The sequence below is a fragment of the Brevundimonas naejangsanensis genome (assembly GCF_000635915.2).
Lineage (GTDB): Bacteria > Pseudomonadota > Alphaproteobacteria > Caulobacterales > Caulobacteraceae > Brevundimonas > Brevundimonas sanguinis.
Window position 1 is genome coordinate 1,157,987 of record NZ_CP015614.1, and the last position, 25,270, is coordinate 1,183,256.

Annotated in this window: 24 protein-coding genes, 1 tRNA gene and 1 pseudogene; 19 read left to right on the forward strand and 7 right to left on the reverse strand. The window is 65.7% G+C overall.

Annotation, left to right across the window (positions count from 1 at the left end):
- Positions 1-49 precede the first annotated feature (49 nt).
- A complete protein-coding gene (gene bamE / locus DA69_RS05520; RefSeq protein WP_025977062.1) occupies positions 50-529 on the reverse strand; it encodes an outer membrane protein assembly factor BamE domain-containing protein in 480 nt (159 codons plus the stop codon).
- Between the two features lie 90 nt (positions 530-619).
- Here bamE and DA69_RS05525 point away from each other — a divergent pair, with 90 nt between their 5' ends.
- From DA69_RS05525 to DA69_RS05600, 16 genes are all read left to right on the forward strand, one after another.
- Entirely contained in the window at positions 620-1,147 is a 528-nt protein-coding gene (locus tag DA69_RS05525; protein WP_025977061.1) for a ubiquinol-cytochrome C chaperone family protein, read from the forward strand.
- A complete protein-coding gene (locus DA69_RS05530) occupies positions 1,144-1,677 on the forward strand; it encodes a DUF177 domain-containing protein (protein WP_025977060.1) in 534 nt (177 codons plus the stop codon). Before DA69_RS05525 ends, DA69_RS05530 begins: the two co-directional genes overlap by 4 nt.
- A 97-nt stretch (positions 1,678-1,774) precedes the next feature.
- Positions 1,775-2,857 (forward strand): phosphate acyltransferase PlsX, encoded by a 1,083-nt coding sequence (gene plsX / locus DA69_RS05535; RefSeq protein WP_262922554.1) that lies wholly within the window; start codon positions 1,775-1,777, stop codon positions 2,855-2,857.
- Positions 2,854-3,831, forward strand: coding sequence for a beta-ketoacyl-ACP synthase III (locus DA69_RS05540; RefSeq protein WP_025977058.1), 978 nt, complete (start codon positions 2,854-2,856; stop codon positions 3,829-3,831). Before plsX ends, DA69_RS05540 begins: the two co-directional genes overlap by 4 nt.
- A gap of 68 nt (positions 3,832-3,899) precedes the next feature.
- Positions 3,900-4,208, forward strand: coding sequence for an integration host factor subunit alpha (locus DA69_RS05545; protein WP_025977057.1), 309 nt, complete (start codon positions 3,900-3,902; stop codon positions 4,206-4,208).
- Positions 4,209-4,213: 5 nt separating this feature from the next.
- Positions 4,214-4,630 carry a MerR family transcriptional regulator gene (locus DA69_RS05550; RefSeq protein ID WP_025977056.1) on the forward strand — a complete coding sequence of 139 codons (417 nt, stop codon included), beginning with the start codon at positions 4,214-4,216 and terminating at the stop codon, positions 4,628-4,630.
- Positions 4,631-4,702: 72 nt separating this feature from the next.
- Positions 4,703-4,779: transfer RNA gene (locus tag DA69_RS05555), tRNA-Pro, on the forward strand.
- Between the two features lie 414 nt (positions 4,780-5,193).
- Positions 5,194-5,976 (forward strand): hypothetical protein, encoded by a 783-nt coding sequence (locus DA69_RS05560; protein ID WP_025977055.1) that lies wholly within the window; start codon positions 5,194-5,196, stop codon positions 5,974-5,976.
- A gap of 145 nt (positions 5,977-6,121) precedes the next feature.
- On the forward strand, positions 6,122-7,195 hold the full coding sequence (locus DA69_RS05565; protein WP_029972473.1) for an efflux RND transporter periplasmic adaptor subunit: 1,074 nt from the start codon (positions 6,122-6,124) through the stop codon (positions 7,193-7,195).
- Positions 7,196-7,199: 4 nt separating this feature from the next.
- Complete coding sequence (locus tag DA69_RS05570) at positions 7,200-8,405, forward strand: ABC transporter permease (protein WP_025977053.1); 1,206 nt, start codon at positions 7,200-7,202, stop codon at positions 8,403-8,405.
- Entirely contained in the window at positions 8,402-9,124 is a 723-nt protein-coding gene (locus DA69_RS05575) for an ABC transporter ATP-binding protein (RefSeq protein WP_025977052.1), read from the forward strand. Before DA69_RS05570 ends, DA69_RS05575 begins: the two co-directional genes overlap by 4 nt.
- A gap of 47 nt (positions 9,125-9,171) precedes the next feature.
- The gene (locus DA69_RS05580) at positions 9,172-9,669 is read left to right on the forward strand and encodes a GlcG/HbpS family heme-binding protein (RefSeq protein ID WP_025977051.1); all 498 of its coding nucleotides are present in this window, start codon (positions 9,172-9,174) and stop codon (positions 9,667-9,669) included.
- Between the two features lie 178 nt (positions 9,670-9,847).
- Entirely contained in the window at positions 9,848-10,306 is a 459-nt protein-coding gene (locus DA69_RS05585) for a host attachment protein (RefSeq protein ID WP_025977050.1), read from the forward strand.
- 24 nt (positions 10,307-10,330) lie between these two features.
- Positions 10,331-11,959: an MBL fold metallo-hydrolase RNA specificity domain-containing protein gene (locus tag DA69_RS05590; protein ID WP_025977049.1), complete on the forward strand. Its 1,629-nt coding sequence runs from the start codon at positions 10,331-10,333 to the stop codon at positions 11,957-11,959.
- Complete coding sequence (locus DA69_RS05595) at positions 11,959-12,558, forward strand: NAD(P)H-dependent oxidoreductase (RefSeq protein WP_025977048.1); 600 nt, start codon at positions 11,959-11,961, stop codon at positions 12,556-12,558. Before DA69_RS05590 ends, DA69_RS05595 begins: the two co-directional genes overlap by 1 nt.
- 26 nt (positions 12,559-12,584) lie before the next feature.
- Complete coding sequence (locus DA69_RS05600; protein ID WP_025977047.1) at positions 12,585-13,442, forward strand: universal stress protein; 858 nt, start codon at positions 12,585-12,587, stop codon at positions 13,440-13,442.
- A 39-nt stretch (positions 13,443-13,481) separates the two neighbouring features.
- On the opposite strand, the gene DA69_RS05605 is transcribed toward DA69_RS05600, so the two are convergent.
- Positions 13,482-14,114 carry a helix-turn-helix domain-containing protein gene (locus DA69_RS05605; protein WP_025977046.1) on the reverse strand — a complete coding sequence of 211 codons (633 nt, stop codon included), beginning with the start codon at positions 14,112-14,114 and terminating at the stop codon, positions 13,482-13,484.
- A 545-nt stretch (positions 14,115-14,659) separates the two neighbouring features.
- Between DA69_RS05605 and DA69_RS05610 the strand changes: the two are divergent.
- Positions 14,660-17,077 (forward strand): annotated as a pseudogene (locus DA69_RS05610) (cation-translocating P-type ATPase); the annotation flags it as partial.
- 54 nt (positions 17,078-17,131) lie between these two features.
- On the opposite strand, the gene DA69_RS14875 reads toward DA69_RS05610, so the two are convergent.
- The 5 genes from DA69_RS14875 to DA69_RS05630 all read right to left on the reverse strand — a co-directional run bounded on the left by DA69_RS14875 (position 17,132) and on the right by DA69_RS05630 (position 22,635).
- A complete protein-coding gene (locus DA69_RS14875) occupies positions 17,132-17,821 on the reverse strand; it encodes a VIT1/CCC1 transporter family protein (RefSeq protein ID WP_025977044.1) in 690 nt (229 codons plus the stop codon).
- 115 nt (positions 17,822-17,936) lie between these two features.
- Complete coding sequence (locus tag DA69_RS05615) at positions 17,937-18,767, reverse strand: universal stress protein (RefSeq protein ID WP_025977043.1); 831 nt, start codon at positions 18,765-18,767, stop codon at positions 17,937-17,939.
- A gap of 171 nt (positions 18,768-18,938) precedes the next feature.
- Positions 18,939-19,502, reverse strand: a complete 564-nt coding sequence (locus tag DA69_RS05620) for a DUF1003 domain-containing protein (protein ID WP_025977042.1) — start codon at positions 19,500-19,502, stop codon at positions 18,939-18,941.
- Between the two features lie 113 nt (positions 19,503-19,615).
- The gene (locus DA69_RS05625; protein WP_025977041.1) at positions 19,616-21,916 is read right to left on the reverse strand and encodes a glycosyl hydrolase family 65 protein; all 2,301 of its coding nucleotides are present in this window, start codon (positions 21,914-21,916) and stop codon (positions 19,616-19,618) included.
- The gene (locus tag DA69_RS05630) at positions 21,913-22,635 is read right to left on the reverse strand and encodes an HAD family hydrolase (protein ID WP_035302299.1); all 723 of its coding nucleotides are present in this window, start codon (positions 22,633-22,635) and stop codon (positions 21,913-21,915) included. Before DA69_RS05630 ends, DA69_RS05625 begins: the two co-directional genes overlap by 4 nt.
- A 128-nt stretch (positions 22,636-22,763) precedes the next feature.
- On the opposite strand from DA69_RS05630, the gene DA69_RS05635 reads away from it, so the two are divergent.
- The gene (locus DA69_RS05635; protein ID WP_025977039.1) at positions 22,764-23,765 is read left to right on the forward strand and encodes a zinc-dependent alcohol dehydrogenase family protein; all 1,002 of its coding nucleotides are present in this window, start codon (positions 22,764-22,766) and stop codon (positions 23,763-23,765) included.
- 168 nt (positions 23,766-23,933) lie between these two features.
- On the forward strand, positions 23,934-24,974 hold the full coding sequence (locus tag DA69_RS05640) for a zinc-dependent alcohol dehydrogenase family protein (RefSeq protein WP_025977038.1): 1,041 nt from the start codon (positions 23,934-23,936) through the stop codon (positions 24,972-24,974).
- The last annotated feature ends 296 nt before the right edge of the window (positions 24,975-25,270 follow it).

Consider the following 25,270-nt stretch of genomic DNA (forward strand, 5'->3'; position numbering starts at 1 on the left):
CTCGCGACGCGGTCGCTCGCGGCTTTAGGGCGACCGTATGCTGTGGCCGTTAGTCCGGGCGGCGCTGGCCGGGAACGTCGTCTTCGGTGCGCGGCAGTTGGCCGCGGCCGACGTTGCCGAGCAGTTGCTCGAGGATGGTCAGCTGGCGGCCGCGCGTCGGGGTCTCGCGGCTTTCCATGGCGATCTGGCGGCCGTCTTCCAGGCCCAGATTGCGCACCGTGGCGACCTTGCCGTCCGCCTCGTTGAAGGTGATCTCCGTCACCGTGCGCTGCGACACCTTCGGCTTGTTGTAGGTGTAGCGCTGGGTCGTCTGGGTCAGGTAGTACCAGACGTTCTCCGCCTCAAAGGTCGAGGCGGTGGAGGGCGTGCCCAGCTTTGTCAGCACGGTCTCCCGCGTGTCGACGCCAGCCTCGATATCCTGAGGTTTGACGTCCACGGCCTGAAAGCCCTGGGTGGCGACGACTGGCGCGCAGGCGCCGGCGGCGGCGGCGAGCGAGGCGGCGATGATGAGCGACGTAAAACGGGGCATCGGCGATGGGCCTCAAGAAATAAGGTCTTTGACCTAACCGTCGCTGCGTCCTAGTGCAACGGCGCGGCGGAAAAGGGGCCGTGAAATCCTATGTTCAAGACACTCTTCAAGCGCCAGACGCAAGATCGCCATGTCCAGGCCTTGTACGCCCTGGCCGTCGATCAGGCCCGCCAGCCTGATTTTTACACGCGCCTGGGCGTTGCAGACCGCATCGACGCGCGTTTCGAACTCTACACCCTGCATGTGCTGCTGCTGTTCGTGCGGCTGAAGCAGGACGGAGAGCGTGGCGCTGACCTGTCTCAGAAGCTGTTCGACGCCTATGTGTCGGCGCTGGACAACGTGCTGCGCGAACTGGGCGTGGGCGATGTCTCGGTGGGCAAGAAGATGCGCAAGCTGGGCGAAGCCCTCTATGGCCGCATGAGCGCCTATGAAAAGGCGCTGAGGGCAGGGGATCACGAGGGCCTTCAGGCCTCGATCGCCCGCAATGTCTTTGAGAGCGAAGACGCCGCCGCTGGCGCGGCCCTGGCGCGCTACACCATCGATTCGCATGAAAGGCTGGCCCGCCAGCCGTCGGCCGCCGTGGAAAAGGCGCCGGACTGGGCAATGATCGTCGCATGACCCTTCCTGCTCTTCCTTTTAGCGAACCCATCCGCCTGCATCAGGTCGGCGTATCCCTGAGCCGCCGGCTGGAACCGGACGACGCAGCGCGCGCGCGAATCGCGCGGGCCTTGAGCCTGAAATCGCTCGACCGATTCGTCGCCGATATGGAGATCGTCCCCACCGTGTCGGGTTGGCGCATGGACGGCCGGGTCCAGGCCGAGGCCGTTCAGGCGTGTGTCCTGACGCTAGAGCCGCTGCCTGTCGTCATTGATGAGACGTTCTCGATCAACCTGACCGAAACGGCGCCCGAGATTCAGGCCAACGAGGAAGGCGAGATCGATCTGGAGCTGGACGACGACTCGGCCGACGTGGTGGAAAATGGTCAGATCGACCTGGGCCAGTATGCGGTCGAGCAACTGGCCCTGCATCTGGATCCCTATCCCCGCAAGGAAGGCGCGGTGTTCCAACAGCCGCCGGAGCCCGGAGAAATCTCACCCTTCGGCGTGCTCAAGGCGCTGAAGCCAAACGGGCAAACCGACAAGAGTTGACCTTAGGTCGCTCAAGCCTCATCCACGGTGCGACATTTTCGTCCGCTCGCCTTAAACTGAAGCGCCGCGGCAAGACGGCGACGGAGTCGATTTTCACTTGGCATCACCGATACTGATCTCGCTCGACGCCATGGGCGGGGACCATGGGCCTTCCGTCGTGGTGGGGGGCGTAAAGGCTTATATCGACCGTTACGGCGGCGAAGGCGTTCGTTTTCAACTGCATGGCGATGAGACGGCTATCCGCGCCGAGGTCGCGCGCAATGGCCTGCCGGCGGATGTCTGCGAAATCCGCCACACGGACAAGGTCGTGGGCATGGACGAAAAGCCCGCCCAGGCCATGCGCCGGGGCAAGGGCTCCAGCCTGTGGAACGCCATTGAGGCGGTCAAGCTCGGCGAAGCGCAGGCCGCCGTGTCGGCCGGCAACACCGGCGCCCTGATGGCGATCTCGAAGCTGCTGCTGCGTATGGCGGTGGATGGGCTGGAGCGGCCCGCCATTGTCGCCAGCTGGCCGACGAAACGCGGCTTCACCGCCGTGCTGGACGTCGGCGCCAACATCGGCAGCGATGCGCGTCAGCTGGTCGAGTTCGCCATCATGGGCGAGGCTTTCCAGTCGGCCGTCCACGGCGTGGAGAAGCCTACCGTCGGGATTCTAAATGTCGGCTCCGAAGACATGAAGGGTCATGAAGAGGTTCGCGAGGCCCATGCCGTCCTGCGCACCGATGCGGTGCCTGTGAACTACACCGGCTTTGTCGAGGGCCACGATATCGCCGCCGGCACGGTGGACGTGGTGGTGACCGACGGCTTCACCGGCAATGTGGCCTTGAAGACGGCCGAAGGCACGGCCCGGTTCATTTCCGGCCTGCTGAAAGAGGCTTTGACCTCGGGCCCGATGGCCAAGATGGGCGCCTTGATCGCCATGCCCGCGCTGAAGAAGATGGCGCGCCGCATCGACCCCAGCAGCGTCAACGGCGGCCCCCTGCTGGGCCTGAACGGCATCGTGGTGAAGAGCCACGGCGGCGCCACGGCCGAGGGTTATGGAAACGCCATCCGTGTGGCTGTCGATCTGGCCCGGAGTGACTATCTGACCAAGGTCAGCGCCAATTTTGCGCGTCTGTCGGCCGTTCTGGATACGGCTGAGGCCGCGTCCGACAAAGAGCAAACGGGAGAGATCCAGTCGTGAGCGTCATCCGCAGCGTCGTCACCGGGGTCGGCTCCTTCCTGCCCGAACAGGTCGTCACCAACGCCGATCTGACCAAGATCGTCGACACCTCAGACGAGTGGATCATCGAGCGCACCGGTATTCGCCAGCGCCACAAGGCCCGTGACGATGAGCCGACCAGCGACCTGGCGCTCAAGGCGGCCGAGCGCGCCCTGGCTGACGCCGGCAAGACGGCGGCGGACGTCGATCTGATCATCGTCGCCACGACCACCCCGGACCAGACCTTCCCCGCCACCGCCGCCATCGTCCAGCGCAAGCTGGGCGCCCCGGTCGGCATCGCCTTCGACGTTCAGGCGGTTTGCTCGGGGTTCGTCTACGCCATGAGCATCGCCGACGGCTTCGTCGCGCGCGGCCAAGCCAAATGCGCCCTGGTCATCGGCGCCGAGGAAATGACCCGGCTGATGGACTGGACGGACCGCACCACCTGCGTCCTGTTCGGCGACGGCGCCGGCGCCTTCGTGCTGGAGCCCGGCGAAGGGCAGGGGACCAAGGATGATCGCGGCGTGCTGGGCTTCGCCCTGCGCTGCGAGGGCGCCAAGTCCGACATGCTCTACGTCGATGGCGGTCCCGCCACGACCGGCACGGTCGGCCACCTGCGGATGCTGGGCAACCAGGTGTTCCGCCACGCCGTGGTCAACATCGCCGAGGCGATCACCGCGGCCGCCGAGGTTGCGGGAGTCGATATCCCCGAGATCGACTGGTTCGTGCCGCACCAGGCCAATCAGCGCATCATCAAGGGCGTCGGCGACCGCCTGGGCCTGGACGAGGACAAGGTCATCTCGACCGTGGCCATGCACGCCAACACCTCGGCCGCCTCCATCCCGCTGGCGATGGACGTCGCCATCAAGGACGGACGCATCAAGAAGGGCGATCTGGTGCTGGTCGAAGCGATGGGCGGCGGCCTGACGTGGGGCGCATGCGCCTTCCGATTCTAGATTTTCATTGAGGGCTTTGATTTTCATTCATTTTGCCCTTCAATACCCCGCCATTGGAAAGCGGGGAGATGCCAGTGTCCCAGACCCTTACTCGGGCTGATCTGTGCGAGGCCGTTCACGAAGAGGTCGGCCTGTCGCGCCAGGAATGTTCCGGCATGGTCGAACGGACGCTTGAATTGATCGTCGAGTCGCTTGAACGCGGCGAGACGGTCAAACTGTCTGGCTTCGGCGTCTTCCAGGTGCGCGAAAAGCGCGCGCGCATGGGGCGCAACCCCAAGACCGGCGAACCCGCCGCCATCAACCCCCGTCGCGTCATCAGCTTCCGGGCCTCTCAGATCATGAAGGGCCGGGTGCACGACGCCGTCGTAGAGACCTGAGTTCATTGGCCAAAAGCCCTAGCGCCTTCCGCACGATCTCCGAAGCCGCCGAAGAAGTCGGCGCGCCTCAGCATGTTCTGCGCTTCTGGGAGACGAAGTTCGATTTCATCGTCCCGGTAAAGCGGGCGGGCGGACGGCGTTTCTATCGCCCGGATGATGTGATGGTGCTGAAGGCCGTTCGACGTTTGCTGCATGACGAGGGCCTGACCATTCGCGGCGTCCAGCGCCTGGTGAAGGATCAGGGCCTGGCGCGCGTGGCCGCCTATGGCGACCCGGGCGCAACGCTAGAAATCGATTCGGGTCTTTCACCTGCGCTTGAGGCCTCAGCTGTTTCGCCAGCACCGGATCATGACCGCTTGAGGCGCGTTTTAACCGAGCTGGAAGCTGCGCATGCGCGGCTTGAGGCGGTTCTGCGCCGATAGGGCGGAAGTTGTTGTCGATAATGCGTTTTAGGGTTTGCGGAGCGACAAACCCCCGTCTATACGGAGCGCCTTCGGAGCGTGGCGCAGCCTGGTAGCGCACTTGACTGGGGGTCAAGGGGTCGCAGGTTCGAATCCTGTCGCTCCGACCATTTCAGGTTTTGGCCTGATCTGTGGATTTACGGGCGGTCTCGCATCAGCGGGGCCGCCCGTTCCGCATGTACTCTTCACAGAGGCGGTGCGTTTACATCGCCGGTGGCCGATAAAGGCCGCCGGTTGGCATCTGCTTAGGGGCGCAAGATCTATAAAGGGCAACCAGATCTGCATGACCGCCGGATCATGGCGTCATGCAACTTGGAGCGCCCGCCTCCAGGGTAAGGCGTCGGCGTTCATCCACTGGCGGGAATAATAGGCCGCCGAGTTGATCCGTTCGATCGCGCCTCGCGTAAATCGGCTGCTGTCCAGCAAGGCAGCTCGTTTTTCGTGCCAACGAGATGTCACGCTGGCTCGTCCGTGACGTGCGACCGTCGCCTCGCGTCGTCGGCGTCTAGAAAGAGGGATGAAGAATGTTCAGGACGATTTTGCTCTCGAGTGTTGTCGCGCTTTCCGCCGCGGGCGCGGCCCAGGCTCAAACCGCGCCGGGCCGCTGGACGGTCAGCCTGGAAGCCGGCGCCGAGTTCCCGACCGGGGGCGACGTGCATGGCGGGGCGACCGCAGCGGTGCCGGATCTCGGCCCCCTCAATCCCGCTCTGGCCGGGGTGAACGCTGAACTGCGCATCCAGTCGCGCAGCTTCGACGATATCTACGGAGAGGGCATGAACCTGGGCGCCGAGTTCGCCTATGGCATGAGCAACAACGCCGAGGTCTTTGGATCGGTGCGCTACATGCAGGCTGACGAGGGCCGGGTGCAGGTGGGCGGCGCCTTCGTGCCGGCCCTGGCCACGACCCTGCCGGTGTACGGGACCTTCGGCGAATACAAGGCCTATGCCCTGGAAGCGGGCTACCGCCAGTATTTCGGCGCGGGCGCGCTCAAGCCCTACGTCACCGGCCGTTTGGGCGCGGTCTTCACTGACAAGATCAACGCCACGTTCGAGATCCCGGACGCCGCCATCACCATCGCTGACGCGCCCTTCTACGACAGCTCCACCAGCTTCACGGCGGGTCTGGACGTCGGTCTGTCCTACGCCTTCAACGACCGGGTGTCGGTGCAGGCCGAGACGGGCGTTCGCTATATCTCCAGCCTGAGCGACGACGACAGCGCCATCGGCGGTCTGGGGCTAGCGTCGATCAACGGCGTCGGCGACCGCACCTATGTGCCCGTGACCCTGCGGGCCAAGTTCGCCTTCTGAGTCCAGCCCCCGGGGTCGACAACCGGCTCCGGGGCTTTCCCCTCAGGCGAAAAGCCGCCTGTCGCGCGGCGCCCACAGGCTTGCCGATCCATGGCGACCGCCGCAGGATCGTTTCGTCGCGGACCGCGACCGTCAGAGATCCTTCATGCGGCCCAATCGAAAACAACTCATCGTCCTCGCCGTGGCCGTCCTGGTCGGACTGGCCGTGACGGCGGCCATCCTGTTGCGTCGCCCGCCCGAGGCGGCGGTGGCGACGGTCAAGCCGCAGACGGTGGAGCTTGGCCTCTCGGTGGTGGGGCGGGCGCGGCCTATGGATCTGGTCCAGGTGGCGTCGCCCAATCCGGGTCAGGTGGTGCGCCTGATGCATGACGACGGCGACCGCGTTGCGGCCGGCGAGCCCCTGGCCGTCATCCTCGCCTCCGTCGAGCAGGCCCAGACCGAGGCCGATCTGGCGCGTGAACGCGCCGCCCGCGCCGAGGCCGCGGATGCACGCCTGAAATACGAGCGCACCCGTACGCTGAGCGAGCGGGGCTTCGCGGCGCCGGCGGCGCTGGACGCTGCGCGCACCAGCCTGCAGGCGGCCGAGGCCAATGTCGCGGCCGCCGCCGCCGCCGTGCGCGCCTCCGCCGAACGCGCGCGAGAGTTCACCATTCGCGCGCCAATGAGCGGGGTGGTGCTGGTGCGGCCCATCGACAACGGCCAGGTGGTGGCTGCGGGCGAGACCCTGTTCGAACTGGGATCGGCGGCCGGCGTTGAAATCCGCGCCGAGGTCGAGGAAGCCTACGCCGACGCCATCCGTCCCGGCATGGCCGCCCGCGCGTCCCTGTCCGGGACCTCCACGATATTCGCCGCCCGCGTGACCGAGGTCTCGCCCCAGGTCGACGCGGCCACGGGCGGTCGGCTGGTGAAGCTGGCGCCCGAGGCGGGCCCCTCCCTGTCGCCCGGACGTTCAATCGACGTGACGATCGTCGTCGGACAGCGATCCGGCGCCATCGTACTGCCGCGCAACGCCGTAGCGGACGCCACCGCCGCGCCCAAGGTCTATGTGGTCGACGCCGACGACATCGTGCGCGAACGCGCGGTCGTGGTGGCGCGGTGGCCCACGGTCAACGCCCTGATCGAGCGCGGCCTGGCGGCGGGCGACCGCGTGGTTCTGGACCCCGCCTCGGCGCGGGCGGGCGCCCGCGTCCGACCCGTAGCGCCCAAGACGGAAGACTGAGGCCGTGTTCGCCCTCAAGGTCGCGCGGCGGTATCTGCTGTCCAACCCCAGCCAGACCCTGCTGCTGATCGCGGGGGTGGCGCTGGGGGTGACGGTGTTCATCTTCATCACCGCCCTGATCGCCGGCCTGGCCGTGCGGCTGACCGATCAGGTCACGGGCGACAGCGCCCATGTCAGCCTGGAGCCGCCGACGCGCGTGGCGCGGGTCCTGGCGGGGCCGGACCTGCCGGTGGAATCGGTCGCCCTGGTGTCCACCTTCCAGCGCAAGCAGATCCGCGACTGGCCGATGATCGTGCAACTGCTGCGGGCCAACCCCGCCGTCTCGGCCATCAGCCCGCAGATCTCGGGCAGCGCTTTCCTGGCGAAGAGCGAGGCGGTGTCGCCGGTGTCGATCCTGGGCGTGGACTCGCAGGGGATCGACGCCATCTCCCAGATCACGCCCAAGATCATCAGCGGCGACGGCGATCTGGGCGCGGACGGCCTGTTGATCGGGGTGCGCATGGCCGAGGATCTGGGCCTGAGCGCAGGGCAGTCCATCCTGCTGCGGACCGACCGCGGGGTGGAGCGTCAGCTGACGGTGAAGGGCGTGTTCCGCACCGGCCTGCAGAGCCTGGATGAACGGGTGGCCTTCATGTCGTTGCAGACGGCGCGGCCCTTGTTCGTCCTGCCCGAGGGCGTGACCAATATCGAGGTCAAGCTGAAGAACCCCGACGACGCCCGTGCGGTCGCGCGCTTTCTGGCCGGTGCGACGGGGCTGCGCGCCACGCCCTGGCAGGAAAAGAACCTGAGCCTGGAGGACGCGCTGACGGCGCAGGGCCAGACGGGAACCCTGATCCAGATCTTTTCGCTGATCTCCATCATCATCGGCGTGGCCAGCGCCCTGGTCCTGTCCGCCTACCGACGGCGCGGCGAGGTCGGCATCATGCGCGCCTTCGGCGTGCCGGGCGGCTTCATCCTGTGGGTCTTCCTGCTGCAAGGCCTGATCATCGGGCTGGTCGGCGCCCTGATCGGCTGCGCCAGCGGCTACGGCCTCTGTCTCTGGCTGCAGGGGATCGTCAAGCCTGACGGAACCTCGGCCCTGCCCATAGCGCCGGAGCAGGGAGGCTATGTCGCGGCCCTGGTGCTGACCACGCTCGGGGCGGTGATCGCCTCGATCCTGCCCGCCCGTTCGGCCTCCCGGGTCGATCCGCTGGAGGCGATTCAGCAATGACGCGCGTGCTGCAAGCGCGGGGGATCGAAAAGGTCTTCCGCAACGGGGAGGAAGAAACCCGTGTACTGAAAGGCGTCGACCTGGATCTGGATCGGGGCGAGCTGGTCGCCCTGCTGGGGGCGTCGGGGTCGGGCAAGTCGACCCTGCTGTCGATCATCGGCCTGTTGCTGCGCCAGTCGGCCGGCTCCCTGTCTATCAGCGGCGAAGCCGTGGACGGCCTGTCCGAGGCCCGGCGGGCGCGGTTCCGCAACGAGCGGCTAGGCTTCGTCTTCCAGTTTCATCACCTGCTGCCCGACTTCACCGCGATGGAGAACGTCGCCTTTCCCGCCGCCGCGCCGGCCGGCAGGATTTCGCGCCAGATGCGCGACCGCGCGCGGGGCCTGCTGGCGCGGGTGGGGCTTGAGGATCGCATTGATTATCCGGCCACGCGCCTGTCGGGCGGTCAGAAGCAGCGCGTCGCCATCGCCCGCGCCCTGATGAACCAGCCCGATCTGATCATCGCCGACGAGCCCACGGGCAACCTGGATCGCGACACTGCCGACCGCGTGCTGGACCTGATGCGCGAGGTGAACCGGGAGGAGGGGGCGACCTTCCTGATCTGCACCCATGACGAGGGCGTCGCCGCCCGCTGCACCCGCCGCCTGATGCTCAGCGACGGGCTGTTGGTCTCCAATCACTTGGTCGGACACGAGATTCGCCCCGACCTGCCTCATTCCTGACCCTGATGGCGGGGCATGGCCGCCGCTCTGATTCAAAGGACCAGACAATGACCTTTTCCCTTTCCCTTCTGGCGGCGGCCGCCTTCCTCAGCGCGGCTCCGGCGCAGGACGCCCCGGCGGCGGCCAATGGCGTTCTGGTTCGTCACGACGTGTCTCTGGACCTGGCCAACCGGCTGCTGGACGGCGTGCTGTCCACCTGTCACGCCCAGGGCCGGTCGGCGGTGGCGGCGGTGGTCGACCGCAGCGGCAACCTGGTCGCCTTGCAGCGCGACGACGTCGTCGGTCCGCACAACACCCTGGCGGCGCAGCGCAAGGCGTATACGGCCCTGTCGACCAAGACCGCGACCAGCGTCCTGGCCGAACGGGCGCGTAATGACCCGACGTCTCAGAACCTCAACACCCTGGACGAACTGCTGCTTCTGGGCGGCGGGGTGCCCCTGATCGTCGACGGCCAGGTCATCGGCGCCCTGGGCGTGGCGGGGGCCGGGGGCGCGGCCGGCGACGAGGGCTGCGCCATGGCCGCCATCCGTCAGCATCTGAAATAGAAGCGTCAGGTAAAGTCTTGCAGACTGGCTCCGGGCTTTGATCTTCGACGTCTAATAATTGACGATAGTCAAACCCTGTTGTCGGCTTGAGTGGGATCGTGGCTGGCAGTTCAGGACACGTCCAAGTCGCTGGTTGGTTAAACCTGCGGTTGGCCGTGATTGACGGTGAAATGTCGTTATGCCGCACAAGGTCTTTCCGCTTCATATCCTGGCGGACGCTTCCCACGCTCGCCTGGTAGTGCATCGATCAGAGCATCCCTTCCGGATCGAGACCGCGGAGGCGCTGGACCATGTCTCGGCGCTGGCGGCCCGGCGTGCCGAGATACGATCGCACCCGCCCGGAAGCGTCCATGAAAGCGCCCAGCCCGGCCGCCATCGGGTCGGCCCCGAGGACCGCATCCGACAGGAAAAAGCTGCCTTCATGGACGAGGTGGCCGATGAAGCGGTCCGCCTTGCCGCCCGCCATGCCACGGACAAGGTCGTGATTGTCGCACCGCCGCGCTTGGCCCCGGTGTTGCGAAAAGCGATCGGCGACCGACTGGTGGTGTCGGCCGAACTCCACCGAGATCTGATCAAGGTCGCCGACCGTGATCTTGGCGCGTGGTTGTCCCCGGAGATGCTGCGTCCCGATGACTGAAGCAGGCATGGATCGGGGAAGCGCATGAGCATCAACCTCGCCTTTCACGGTGCGGCGGAATGCGTCACGGGATCCTGTATGCTGGTGGAGAGCGGGGGCGCGCGCTTCCTCGTGGATTGCGGGATGTTCCAGGGCTCCAAATCGCTCAAGGCCCTGAACCACGAGCCCTTTCCGTTCGAAGCGGACTCGATCGACGCCGTCCTGCTGACCCATGCCCACATCGATCACTCCGGCCTGCTGCCCAAGCTGGTCAAGGCGGGCTATCGCGGCCCAATCTACGCCACACGGGCCACGCGCGATCTTTGCGAGGTGATGTTGGCCGACGCGGCCGAAATCCAGGAAGGCGACGTCGCCCACCTGAATCGCCGCAATCAGAGACGTGGCATCGGCGGGGTTGAGCCCATCTATTCAACGGCCGATGTCGCGCCGACGCTCAGACTGTTCCAGACCGTCAAGTTCGGCGAAACGATCGGTCCGCTGCCGGGAATCCAGGCTCGATGGTGGCCTGCCGGACATCTGCTGGGCGCCGCCTCAATCGAGGTTGAGCTGCATGAGGAAAAGGGCCCGGTGCGGTTGTTGTTCTCGGGCGATCTGGGGTCCGGTCATCAGCCCTTGCTGCCCACGCCGGAGGGTCCGGTCGGGGTCGATCATGTGATCCTGGAATCCACCTATGGCGACCGCGTTCGCCAGCCCCTCACGCCTGAAGAGCGCCGGGCGCTTCTGGCCAAGGAGATGCATGACGCCAAGGCGGCCGGGAGGCCGTTGCTGATGCCGAGTTTCGCCGTCGGCCGGGCGCAGGAACTGATCCTGGATCTGCTGGCGGTGATGCGCGACGAACCGGAGCTGGCGACCGAAATCTTCCTGGACTCCCCGCTGGCGATCGAAGCGACCGACGTCTTTCTGAGACGCGGATGGAATGCCGAGGCGGAAGAGAACCCGTATCTTGAGCTTCGCGACGCCGCGCGTCTTCACTATCTGATGCGGCCTCAGGAAAGCGATGGGCTGGAGCGCTTGCGCGACTGGCACATCATTCTGGCCGGCAGCGGCATGTGCGACGCGGGCCGCATCAGGCGGCACCTGAAACGATTGCTCTGGCGCCGTGAGACGACGGTTTTGATCACCGGTTTTCAAGCGGTGGGAACCCTGGGACGGGTGCTGTTGGAAGGGCGACGACTGGTCCGCATCCAGGGGGATGACGTGCGGGTCAATGCGCGCATACGCGAAATCGACGCCTATTCGGCTCATGCGGACGCCGAGGGGCTGGTGGCATGGCTCAAGAGCCGCATGCCGGTGACGGGAAAGGTCTTCCTGACCCATGGCGAGCCTGACGCGCGTTCCGGCCTGGCGTCGCGTCTCATGCAGGCGGGCGTGCAGGGCGACGCCATCGTCATGCCGCTGCTGGATTCGGCGTTCGCCCTCACGGCGGCAGGGGCCGAGCCTTTGGGCGGCGTTGGGCGGCTGATGCCTGGTGCGGCGGGTCGGCCGGACTGGCGCAACGGGCGCGCTGCGCTTCTGGGAGACATCAATGAGGCCCTGCAAGGCGCGCCTGACGACGAGGCTCGCGAGGCCCTGCTTGCAAGATTGCGCGACGTTCTGGAGGCGCCGTCCCGTCCTGATAACCCTCGCGCGCCGGCGGCTGAAAGGAGGGTCTGATGAAGCAGGTTCTGATCGTAAGCCACCCCAGGGTTCGAAGCTTCACCACGGCCATGGCGGAGGCCTACGCTGCGGCCGCCAGGGATGAAGGCGGCGAGGTGATCGTGCGCGATCTCTACCGCCAGGGTTTCGATCCCCTGCTGCACGCCGACGAACTGCCTGGCGACGAGGGCGCTCGGGCGCGTCCGGACGTGATGGCCGAACGCGCAGCCATCGGCGACGCTGACATCTTCGCCCTGTTCTATCCGCTTTGGTTCAATGCGCCGCCGGCCATGCTCAAGGGCTACGTCGAGCGCGTGTTCGGCATGGGGTTCGGCTATTCGAGGTTCGGACTCCGCGGCAATGAGCCCCTCCTTTCAGGTCGCCGACTGGTCAGCTTCACCAGTTCAGGCGCCCCTCAGCATTGGGTGGAAAGCAGCGGCGCGTGGGACGCCATGCGCAAGCATTTCGACGATCATTTGGCGGCCGTTACCGGGCTGGAGCTCATCGGCCACCACAACATCGGCGGTGTGACGTCTGGCCTGAGGGAGGACGTCGTAGAACGGCACGCTCAAGCGGTGGCCGCGACAGCCAGGCGGATCGCTCACGGCGGTCGTTGATCCCTGTGAAAGGACAGGAGGAGCTGATGGGACTGAAGCTGATCGTAGTGCTGGCGTCGGGCAGGGAGCGGGACGAACGAGCGATAAATTTCGGGGCCCAGATGGCCGTCGAACATGACGCGAAAGTCGAGATCCTGCCGGTCTACTCAGACTCGGCTGCCGATATGATCGCCATGGGCGCGGCCGTGGGAGCGACTCTATCCCAAACGGTTATCGATGAACTCCTGGCGGCCGAAGGAGAGGTGCAACGTCGCATAGAGACGGTCGCGCGCCTGGTGGCCGCCAAGAGGGGCGCCGCTTTTGGCTTCGGCGACGGCGGCTCCCGGATCTCGGTCCTCGCGCGGAAACTTCAACCAGCCTTGGCCTTGGCGCGACGGACGGCATTGGCCGATCTGGTGGTGCTCGCTCATGATCAATCCGGGGACAGCCCCATGCGTCGCCATCTGGGGGAGGTGCTGTTGAACCTGGGTGCGCCTGTTCTGGTAGCGAGGGGCGATGGCGGTGTCGCAGGCGCCGCCGCCATCGCCTGGGATGGGAGTCCTCAAGCCGGTCGCGCGATCCGCGCCAGCCTTCCCATGCTGCAGCGGGCCAGCTCGGTTCACGTGGTGCAGTGCCCGACGGGGCTAGATTTCCAGGTCAACGATCCCCACATCGGGCGGTTGAAGGACTATCTCGACCTCTACGGCGTCGGTATCGATGACGTAGAGCTGGCTGAAGGCGACGATGAAGGGGCGGCTCTGCTGTCGCTGGCGCAAAGCCGCGGCGCCACGCTGTTTGTGGCTGGAGCATGGGGCCGCTCGAGGGTGCGCGAGACCATCTTCGGCGGGGCGACGCGAACCTTCCTACAGAAGGATGATGGTCCTAGCCTGCTGTTGGCTCACTGAACGCTGCCCGATCCGGAGGCGCCCGGAGGGTAATCGCGTTCAAGCGGAGGCCAGGCGCAGCAGCCGAAAACGCTTTATGATACTGAACTCGCGGCAGGAGGCGAAGACGACGATCTCCTCCTCCTGGAAGCGACCCAGGACGCGTGAGACGGTTTCCAGCGCCAAACCCAGATAGTCCGCCATATCCTGACGGCTCATGGGCAGGGCCGCCTGATGCGCAGGGCCGGCGAGGGCCAGATCCAGGAGGAAACTGGCGATTTTCTCCTCGGCAGAGCGACGCCCCAGCATGGCCAGGTGCTGATTGGCGCGGCTCAGTTCCTGCAGGGCGGTTTCGATAATGACCCGTTGCGTGGCCGTCTCTCGACGGATCGACCTGATCCGCGTGGGCCGAATGGCTTCCGCTGCAAAGAGGCGCTCCTCCTCCGCTTCCAATCCGAAGAGCTCGCCAGGGTAGTAGAAGCCGCCAATCTGACGACGGCCATCGGCGGAATGCCGAACGGTGCGCACCGCGCCGGACACGACCGTGTAGACCGAATGGGCTCGGTCCCCTTCGGCGTAAATCTGCTGTCCGGAACCGTAGGTGAGGGCGAGATCCAGCGTTTGCGTCCACGCCCTGACCGGCAAGGTATGAACGGGGACCGCATCGTATGGATCGTCGAGCCCGGCCGTCATCTCGAAACTCGCTGGGAGGAAAGCGAGAGTATAGTTAAATATTCGGCGTTATGCGAACACGTTTCAGCGAGCCATGAACATACCTAGGGGACTGTCAACCAATAGCGACCGGTGACGCCTCTCAAGGCTTCCACCTCGGCCAGGGTCCCAGCAGCAACCTTGGCTTCGCTGAGGCTCACTGATGGAGTCTGCTCATTCCGGTCAGCAATTGAGTTTGGTCAAAAAACCTTGGAGCGGAATGCTGCATGACTCCTGCATAATAGGAGAAATCATATGAACGGCTGCAGTCGCACTTGCGTTCGTTTCGGCGCTGGCCTTCGCCAGTCCATCCGCAGCTCAACAGGAGCCTTCCGCCACCGACACCTTCCGCGGTGGGAGCGTCGCTGCGGGCCTCGGGTTTGTGGGGCGACGGCATGCTGACTTATCAGGGCAAAACCCGTGCGTTCCAGGTTCATGGCCTTAGTGCAGCGGGCGTCGGGACGGGCACGAGCCGTGGGACTGCGGAAGTCTATCACCTGCCCTGAACGGACCCGATCTTCATGTCCATGCGCCGCATTCCTAAGGATCGCCTAGCCGACCTAGGGGGTGACGATGTGGGTCTCACCAACGAGATGGCGTCGGCGCGTCGGGCCCGGTTCGGCTTCAACGACATCGTAGCGGAGGCGCCTTCTACCTGGCGGACCTTGCTCAGGAACACCGCGCGCGATCCCATGCTCTGGTTCCTCCTGACGTTGAGCCTGCTCTTTTCTGTTCTCGGAGATTATACGGAAGCAGCCGTTCTAGCCGTCGCCCTGGCGCCGATGATCGGCATGGATCTATTTCTTCATCGTCGAACGCAGGCCTCGACTCGCTCGCTGTCGCGCCGCCTTGCCGCTCAGGCGAGCGTTGTCAGAAGCGGCGTCTCCATTACGATCCCTGCGCGTGAAGTCGTTCCGGGGGATCTGATCGAAGTCGGAGCCGGCGCGCCTTTCCCCGCAGACGTCCTTGTTCTGGCGGGCCAAGAAATCCAGGTCGACGAGTCTTCCCTGACTGGCGAAGCGTGGCCGGTCGGCAAGCGGCCCGTGGAGGGTCCGCTGCAGGGCCTTTCTTCGGCCGAGGCGGCGCATTGGGGGTTCGCCGGCACGCAGGTCCTGACCGGTCAAGCTCGCGCGCGGGTCGTCAATACAGGGTCTGATACGCTGTACGGCGAAATCGCTCGATCCGCCCGCCTAGGCGGTCACGTCCGCACGCCTCTGCAACACGCCATCGCCCGGTTGGTGGGTTTGCTGCTGGCGGCTTCTCTTGCGCTATGCGTGGCGTTGGCGGCGATACGGCTGCTGCAGGGCCACGGACTGCTGGACGCCTTCCTCAGCGCCGCGACGCTCGCCATCGCCGCCATGCCGGAGGAGTTTCCTGTCGTCTTCACCTTCTTTCTCGGCGTCGGCGTCTACCGGATCGCTCGGCGCAAAGCGCTTGTTCGGCGTGCCGTGGCGATCGAGAACATGGGGCGGATCACCTGCATCTGTTCCGACAAGACAGGGACGCTGACGGAGGGGAGGCTGAGGCTGGCTCATAGCTGTCCCGCCTCTGACCTCACGGCAGAAACCTTAGGGGTTCTCGCGGCTGCGGCAGCGCGCGCAGACAGCGCCGATCCGCTTGACGAGGCCCTGATCGCGGCGGCGGCCGGGGAGAGGTTTCAACGGTTGGCGACCTTCCCCTTCACGGCGGCTCGGCGCAGAGAGACGGCGATCGTGCGGGGCGCGAATGGAGACTGCATAGCCGTGGTCAAGGGAGCGCCCGAGACCGTCTTCGACCTATGCGCCGGGAGTGAGGAGCAAGTTGATCGCCTGCGCAAGCAGGTCGGCCTCTATGCTGAAGGCGGCCATAAGGTCATTGCGATCGCAACCAAGACGCTCGACCGTCGCCCGGACTTGGCGAGCGAACCGGTTGACGGCTTTTCTCCGAGCGGTCTGCTCGCCCTGGAAGACCCGGTCCGCGAGGGCGTGCGCGAGGCCGTGATGGCGTGCCGGCAGGCTGGCATTCGCGTCGTCATGGTTACAGGCGATCATCCCGGAACAGCGAAGGCCATCGCGCGTGAGGCGGGGTTGGGCGCCGCGCGGCTGAACGTCGTGGAGGCCGACGAGCTGGACGGAAAGGATGAGGACGCCTTCGCTGCAGCGGCGCTTGATTTAGACGTCATGGCTCGGGCCGCGCCGGCCCAGAAACTCAGGCTCGTGCAAACGTTGCAGCGCTTGGGCGACGTCGTTGCGGTGACCGGCGACGGCGTCAACGACGTTCCGGCGCTCCAGATTGCGGACATCGGAATTGCGATGGGCGAGCGGGGAACCGAAAGCGCGCGGGAGGTCGCCGCCGTCGTGCTTCTCGACGACAACTTTCGAACAATCGTTGAGGCGATCCGCGAGGGGCGCCAGCTCTTTCGGAATCTGCAGCTGTCATTCATCTACCTTCTCATGGTGCACATTCCGCTGGTCCTGAGCGCCGCCGCGATCCCTCTGGCGGGATATCCGCTGCTCTATCTGCCGGTCCATATCGTCTGGCTGGAACTGATCATCCATCCAACTGCGATGCTTGCATTCCAGGAGGCCCCGCAGGCCGGTCAATTGCTGCCGACGCTGCGTAGCGGAAAAGCGCGCTTCTTTGGACCGCGCTCCTGGCTGATCATCGCCCTCTCCGGGGCGGCGCTCGCCGGCGTGATCTTTTTCGGATTTGATCACGCCCTCGGGGGCGGTGTCGATGTCGACCATGCTAGGGCGGTCGCGCTCGGCGCTTTGATCGCTATGAGCGCCGCCGTCGCCGCGGTGTTGAGCCGGCTGGCCAGTTTGACCTCGCGGATCGTCGTGGGCGGCACGATCGTCAGTCTGATCCTTTTTGTTCAAACCCCGGTGGTGGCGGGATTGCTGGCGCTGAAACCGCTGCATTGGATGGACTGGGGTATGATCGTCGCGGCGGCAGGCTTGACGGGAGTGTTTGCAAAGCTGGTCGTCAGATCGCTCGATGAAACCAGCGCAGCTGTCCGGTCAGGCAGCGACGCCGAAGAGGCGACCGACCCCGGCGGTGATGGCCATGGCGAGCGCTCCCCAGAAGACCACGCGCGCGACGGATCGGTTGACGGGAGCGCCTCCTGCTTTGGCTCCCAGAGCGCCCAGTAAGGCCAGTCCGAGCAAGGCCGATCCTGCGACCCACAGCCCCAGACCGTTCATGGGCGCGAAGGCGGCTACGACAAGGGGGAGGGCGGCTCCGGCGGAAAAGGTTACGGCCGAGGTGATCGCCGCCTGAATGGGACGCGCGGTTGTGATTTCGGATATGCCGAGTTCATCCCGGGCATGGGCGCCGAGCGCGTCATGCGCCATCATCTGTTTCGCGACTTCCGTGGCCAGGTCGGGGGCGACCCCGCGCGCGGCGTAGATTCCGGCCAATTCCCGAACCTCTGCCTCGGGGTCTCCGGCCAGCTCTGACGTCTCGCGCTGAAGATCCGCCTTTTCGGTGTCGGACTGGGAGCTGACGGAAACATCTTCGCCGGCGGCCATCGACATCGCGCCGGCGGCTAGGCCTGCGACGCCGGCGACCAGGACCGCGCCGTGGCCGGAGGCCGCTGCGGCGACCCCCACGATCAAGCTTGCAGTCGAGACGAGGCCGTCGTTGGCGCCGAGCACCGCCGCTCTTAGCCAGCCGATGCGTTCGACCCTGTGGGTTTCACTGTGGGGCATCGCTGTTCTCCCGATCGCCTTTGCACCAGACTCCGAAAGCCTAGTGAAGGCAAACCAGATCGGGGCGCGGCCAGCCCCCGCCCGGAAGGCCGGGCTAGTGGTCGTCGGCGACCGTCTACCGCGCCATGAGCAGACAGAGCTCGCTGTCGGCCAAGAGCGATCGCGTAACACCGCCCAGAACCCATTCCGTCAGCCGCAGGTGCCCATAGGCCCCCGCTACAATCAAACCTGCGTTTAATGCAGCGGCGCGATCCAGCAGACGACGGGCCGTCTTGGTCTCATTGCGTACGAGCACCTCAGACGAAGCCTTCACGCCGTGCCGGCCCAGCCAGGCTGCGACATCGGCGAGCTGGATGTTGGCGATGTCCGCTTGATCCTCGGGACAGACGGCGAGCACGTGGGCGTCCCTGGCCTTTTTCAGCAGGGGCAGGGCCGCAGCGGCGGCAAGGCGGCTTTCGCGACTGTCCTTCCACGCAATGACGGCGGGCCGACCGAGCGGGGAGGCGAGCGGCGCGGCCGGAACGACCAGAACAGGCCGTCCCGCGCCGGTGATCACTTCGACCGGGTCGGGGCCGCGAAACGGAGTCGTGTCGTTGGGACCGGCGACGAGGATGAGGTCTGCGGCGCGAGCGGCTGCGTTCAGCACCGTAGCGGGATGTTCGATCATGCCGATCCAGCCGGTCTCGGCCGCCCGAGCTGCGGCGACCATTTCGAAACTCGACCGGCCTTCGCTGACCTCCTGGGCGGCCATGTCGCGATAGAGGCCGAGCAGTTCTCCCGTCATGGCGCCCGCCCAGAAGGGATCGGTTGGAACCGCCTCCAACGCACAGGCGCCCACGCCGATCAGACGAGCGTGTAAGGCCTTGGCCAGATCGCAAGCAAGATCAAAGCGAGCGTCTCGTCCAACATCATTGCTCGCGCTGACCAGTAAGGTCTTGATCGTCATGTTTGCCGCTCCGAACGCAGCATATGGGCGGCTGGGCGGTACCTCGGCCTTGACGACGGTCAAATTCCGTCTGCGACGACAGGCGAAGCGTAAATCCCCGCGCCCCCTGCGTGCCGCGACCAGTCGCAAGCCGGTCATAGCCGGACTGAACCGATCCCGCTTAGAAGTCCTCTACCCGGCGGGCGGGCGCGAGGCAGCGTCCAGCAGACGGGTTAGAAGCGCTATCTGATCCTCTTGGCGGCGGATCAGTTGCTCCATGTCCTGGCTGCGCATCTGATCCAATTTGTCGTGAAGCGCGATGATCTCGATCTCGGCCTTGAGGTTGACCTCATAGTCGTGCGCCGCGTCCAGGCGGTCCTTCAGGGCCTGGCGGTTCTGACTCATCATAATGATCGGGGCCTGGATTGCGGCCAACATCGAGAGCAGAAGATTGAGAAAGATAAAGGGGTAGGGATCAAACGCCCTGGCCGCCAGCAAGCTGTTAAGGCCGACCCAAGCCGCCAGAACCAGACCAAAACCAATAATAAAGCCCCATGAGCCGCCGATTGACGCCACGCGATCAGCCAGTCTCTGCCCAAAAGTCAGCGCCTGTGTGAAATCGGCGTTCGTATCGAGGGCGATCGTTCGGCGCGCCTTGGTGCGTTTCAGCACACGGCGTTGACGTTCAGTGAGCTTGTCCGGCGCAAGATTGAACCATCGATGCGCTGCTGTCGCCAGATCCCATGGGTCGGACATGTCGGGTCTCCCAAAGCGCCAGGCCGTCGCGCGCCGGTAGGGGCATGGTTCGGAGTGACTGGCTTGAATATAAAGAGCGCCCCAAGGGCGCGTGATTGCTCATGGGCTGTCCCTCAGTTGACGCTCTTCACTGCAGAGAGGCCGTCGAGAGGAACCTCGAGCGGACAGCCGGTATCCAGCGCCAGATCCCTCTCCTCGACACGGGCGGTCATCGACGCTCCGCGCTCAAGGACGAGCGTCAGACGATTTGTCTGCTCAATCTCGCACCGGACCTGGCGGCCCCGCCATTGGAGCCTGAAGGCCATCCGGGTCCATCCAGGCGGAAGGCGAGGGGCGAAGCTGATCGCTTCCTCCCCATAGGCGACGCCCGCAAAACCGTGGATAGCGGTCATCCAGAGGCCCCCCAGAGCGCCGATGTGAACGCCGCCGCCGATGGCTGCTGCTGCGTCGGCCAGGTCGATGGCCGCCGTTCGATGAAAATAGTCCAGGGCCTTGTCGGTCTCGCCCAGGCGGGCGGCGACCAACCCGTGTAGGGCGGTGCTCAAGGAACTGCCGTGGCCGCAGCGGGGCTCGTAGTAGGAGAAGTTTCGTTTGCCCGCGTCTTCGACGAAGGCGTCGGGCAAAAGAGCCAGCAGAGCGAGTACGTCCGCCTGCTTGATCACCTGGCTTCGTCGCGTCCGCTCTCGTCCCAGGACAATGTCCATCGGCACGCTGCGCCCCGCATATCGAGACAGATCGATCGGCTCCAGGTCGAAGAAACCCGCGAACTGCTCATAGAGGCCGGCGCCCGGGTCGAAGCCTGTCTCTATCGTCTCGGCCGCGATGCGCCACTGGTCGATTTCGCCCGCCTCCAATCCCAGTTGGTCGGAGAGTTCTGTCCAACGCCGGGGCCACCGACTCTGAAGAAGGGAAGCTGCTTCGATCCCGCGATAGATGTTCCAGCGCGCCATAAGATTGGTGAAGGCGTTGTCGTCGATCCCCTCGTGATATTCGTCTGGTCCGATCACATTGCGGATCTGGCGGCGACCGTCCGGCTCTGGAACGGCGCGGCTGACCCAGAACCGAGCGGTCTCCAGCAAAATTTCAGCGCCCGCTTCGCGTAAAAATCCCTCATCCCCGGTGGCGATCCAATACCGCCAAACGCCGTAGGCCACATCCGCGCTGATGTGCTGCTCCCGCGTTCCGGTCAGGATGCCGAGAACCTGGCGATCCGGCGCGATGGAGAAGGGGGGGGCGGCCTCATCTCCGGTGTCGGCCGACTCCCATGCGTACAGGGCGCCGCGCCAGCCCAGACGCGCCGCCTTCCGCCGGGCGGCCTCTAGAGTGTGGAAGCGATACATCAGCAGAGCACGCGCCGCTTCGGGCCAGACGGCGCAGTAGAAGGGCAGCAGAAAGATTTCCGTATCCCAGAAGACATGCCCCCCATAGTCGCTCCCTGTGAGCCCCCGAGCGCCAATGGAGACATGGGCGTCGCTTGGATTGGCGGCGCTGTTGAGATGGTATGCGGCGAAGCGCAGGGCGCGCTGGGCTGCGGGGTCGCCGTCGATCTCAATGGCGCTGCAGGCCCAGCGCTCTGACCAGGCCGTCTCATGATCCGCGACCAGGCCTGCCGGGCCGCGCCGGACGGCACGGCTAAGCGCTGAATGCGCGGCGGCGGCGGCGTCATCGCCGGCGCGGGCGACACTGACTATGCGCTGGAACTCCACCACCTGACCGGGCTGGGTCTTCCACGCCCAGACGGAGCGCAAGGGGCCAATCGTTCTCGGCGCTGACGTCCATCCATCGATCTTCAGAGTCGGGGCCGTTGTGATGGCGATTTCGATGCCCGACCGTCGCGTTCGCCACAGCGTCAGGCCCGGCTCAGTGACGCGGTGAACCAGGCCGTGATGCGCCCCGTCGAGCGACGCTTCCAGGAAGACTTCCTGCGCGCCGTCCAGCATGTCCATCCGGATCAGCTGAAGTCCTATGGCACGATCCCTGAGCGACACGAGACGAAGCGTGCGGGTGCGGGCGCGCAAGCCGCCGACGACGTGGATGCAATCGCTGAGGACCATCCCGCGGCGCATATCCAGCTCCATCCTGTGGGATGGCGCGTCAGCCGGGTCCTCCACGAAGCCGACGCCGTCGATCTGGAGATGCACCTGCAGCCAGTCCGCGATGGGCAACAGCACAGGGACGCCGCCAGCTTCGCCAGTGCGGTCGAAAAGGCCCGCCACATAGGCGGCGTTCGGGAAGGCCCCCCGGCGGCCCCGTGTGAAGGATCGCTCGCCCCTGATTCCGAGAAAGCCGTTGCTGACCGCGAAACGCGAGGCTTGGCTGCTTTTACGCAGAGGGTCGTAGCCCACCTGCGACAGCCGCCACGTCGGATCGTCGGTTGGGGTGAAAACGACTTCGGGGACCCAGACGCGGCTCATGCGCAAGCGTCCATCCAGAGGCCGCTCGTCAGGCCTTCGATATCGACCTCGTCTAGACTGGACACGACGCGACAGGCGCCGGCTGCGCGGAGGGGGCCGGCGTCGCCCGATCGTGCCACGCCCAGCGCTAGGGCGCTCGCAGCGCGCGCCGCCCTCACGCCCGTCGGCGCGTCTTCTACGACCAGGCAGGCCCGCGGCGGGATCCTGAGTTCAGCGGCGGCGCGCAGGACGATCCAGGGATCTGGCTTTCCGGGACCGTTGTCACAGCCGTTCAGATTGACGCTGAAGCATTCTAGCAAGGACCCGCCGTCCGAGCGCTTGCAGCGTCTCAGCATGGCGTCGGCGTTGCGGGATGCGGAGGCGACCGCCATCGGCAGGCCGGCCGCAGCGGCGCGCTCGACAAAACGCAGCCCATCCAGAAAGGGCCGAACGCCGCCGCTTCGGATTAGGGCCTCCAGTCGGGCCTGTTTGCGGATTGCATAGGCGTCAGCCTCGCCTTCGGCGTTCCCGACGCCTAGGGCTTTCAGAGCGGAAACAGCACCCTGCAACCGAGGCTTTCCGGCGACCTCTTCCCGGTAGATCCGAGAGGTGAACCGCGAAGGATCGGCAAGCCCCGTCAGAGCGTCGCGCCAAGCTTGCTCATGAGGAGAATCCAGCAATACGCCGTCGACGTCCAGGATCAGGGCGCGCACCCGAAACCGATGGCGGCCTGCGTTCAAGGTTTCGCCTCCCATGGGCCGAGCGAGAAAACGAGCGACCTCGCGGATTGTCCAGTCTGAGGCCGGCCGCGAGCCGCCGCCTTGACGATGGTCAAGGCGAGGATGGGGAAACGGAGTCTCATGAGACGATGATCGCCATGTCTCTGTCTGCGCCCGGCATGCGGCTCGTCGAGGTCGCCCGACCGGATCCCGAACCGGGGCCGGGCGAGGTCCGATTGCAGGTCCGGGCCTGCGGCGTGTGTCGGACAGATCTTCATGTCGTGGACGGCGACCTTCCTTCCCTGAGACGCCCGCTTGTTCCCGGTCACGAAGTCGTCGGGATTGTGGAGGCTGTCGGCCCGCAGGCGCAGGGGCTCAAGATCGGGGACCGGGTCGGCGCTCCCTGGCTCGCCCAGACTTGCGGTTTGTGCCGATACTGCCGGGATGGAGAGGAGAACCTGTGCGATCATCCCGCCTTCAACGGCTGGACCCGCGACGGCGGCTACGCCGACCAGATGATCGCACGCGCGGATTACTGCCTGCCGATCCCATCAGTCCTGGGCGATGTCGAGGCGGCGCCCCTGTTGTGCGCCGGCCTGATCGGGTTTCGAGCCTGGCGCAAGGCCTGCGAGCACAGGCCGGTGCGTCATCTGGGGCTCTACGGCTTTGGCGCGGCGGCCCATCTTCTGGCGCAACTGGCGATTTTCGAGGGACAGTCCGTCTACGCCTTCACGCGGCCCGCCGACGCTGCCGGCCAGGAGCTTGCGCTCACGCTTGGCTGCAGCTGGGCGGGCGGCTCTGATGAAACGGCGCCTGTCGCCCTCGACGCAGCCGTTCTCTTCGCGCCGGTCGGAGACTTGATTCCGCTCGCGCTCAAGGCGGTGCGCAAGGGCGGCGTCGTTGTCTGCGGAGGCATCTGCATGAGCGATATACCTTCGTTTCCCTATGCCTTGCTGTGGGAAGAGCGACGGCTCGTCTCGGTCGCCAACCTGACCCGCCAGGACGGCAGAGACTATCTTGCCCGCGCTGCGCGGGCCGGCGTGCGCCCCACGGTCACGACCTATCCGCTGTCCCGCGCTAATCAGGCGCTTGACGACCTGCGCCGCGGCGCCTTTGTCGGGGCAGGGGTGCTCATTCCGCCGGGCAGATGATTTCTCTGTTGGCCAGTCTGGATTGGCGGACTGCCGCCTGCGTTCGAATTCGGCCCTGCGGATCGCAAAACTTGACGTCGATCAAGTGAGGACTGGCGCCAAGGCGTGATGATGGGGCCAAGCCGCCTGGTGATGCGGCTTTTCGATATCATGCCGGAGGAAGCCGCTATGAAGGCGCTTGTCTACAAAGGGCCCGGCCAGAAGGCGCTCGAGGACCGTCCAATCCCCGTAATCCAGGCTCCTGACGACGCCGTCGTCAAGATGGTCAAAACCACGATTTGCGGCACCGATCTGCATATTCTGAAAGGGGATGTTCCCACCTGCGCGCCGGGGCGGATTCTGGGCCATGAAGGCGTGGGGGTCATCGAAACGGTCGGCGCAGCCATCACGACTTTCAAGCCGGGGGACCGGGTTCTGATCTCCTGCATCTCGTCCTGCGGAAAATGCGAATACTGCCGCCGGGGCATGTATTCCCATTGCTCGACGGGCGGTTGGATCCTGGGAAACGCCATTGATGGGACCCAGGCCGAATACGTTCGAATCCCTCACGCGGAGACGAGTCTCTATCCTCTGCCTGACGGGGCGGACGAGGAGGCGATGGCCATGCTCAGCGACATTCTGCCGACGGGCTTCGAATGCGGGGTTCTAAACGGCAAGGTCGCGCCGGGCGCGAGCGTCGCCATTGTCGGGGCGGGGCCGATCGGGCTGGCCGCTCTGCTGACCGCCCAACTCTACTCTCCCGCCGAGATCATCATGATCGATCTCGATGACAACCGTCTGGACGTTGCGCGTCGCTTCGGCGCTACGCAGACGATCAACAGCAGCGCCGTCGATGCCGCCGACCATGTTTTGAAGCTCACCGGAGGGCGCGGCGTCGATACCGCCATTGAAGCGGTGGGCGTCCCGGCCACCTTTGAACTGTGCGAGTCCCTGGTGGCTCCCGGCGGCGTCATCGCGAACATCGGCGTCCACGGCAAGCCGGCCCAGCTGCACCTGGAAACCCTATGGTCGCGCAATATCGCCATCACCACCAGGCTGGTCGACACCTCGACGACGCCGATGCTCATGAAGACGGTGCAGTCCGGAAAGATCGACCCGACCCGCCTGATCACGCACCGATTCGCGCTCGACCAAATCCTGGAAGCTTATGACGCGTTCGGCCGCGCGGCCGAGACCAAGGCGCTGAAGGTGATCATCAACGCGGGCTGAAGCATCCGGCCTTGGCGACAGGGATCCCGCTCAGACGGAACCGGCGGGCCCGTCCGGGCGCCGCTGTGTGCTAGCGGGGCAAGGCATCCCGGTGCTTTTCAAAGACGGTCAGGACAGGGTCGCGCGTGGTTATGTGAACGAGGTCATCGGGCGGCGCCCTCATCCTTGTGACGGCGGCGGGACATACAGAGGCCGAGTGGGCATCCATCGTGGCTCGGATGGAAGCCAAGGGCACGCCGGCATCGGCGGACGACATCGACGCCGTCATCGCGTATCTCGCTAAGGCCTTGCCCCCC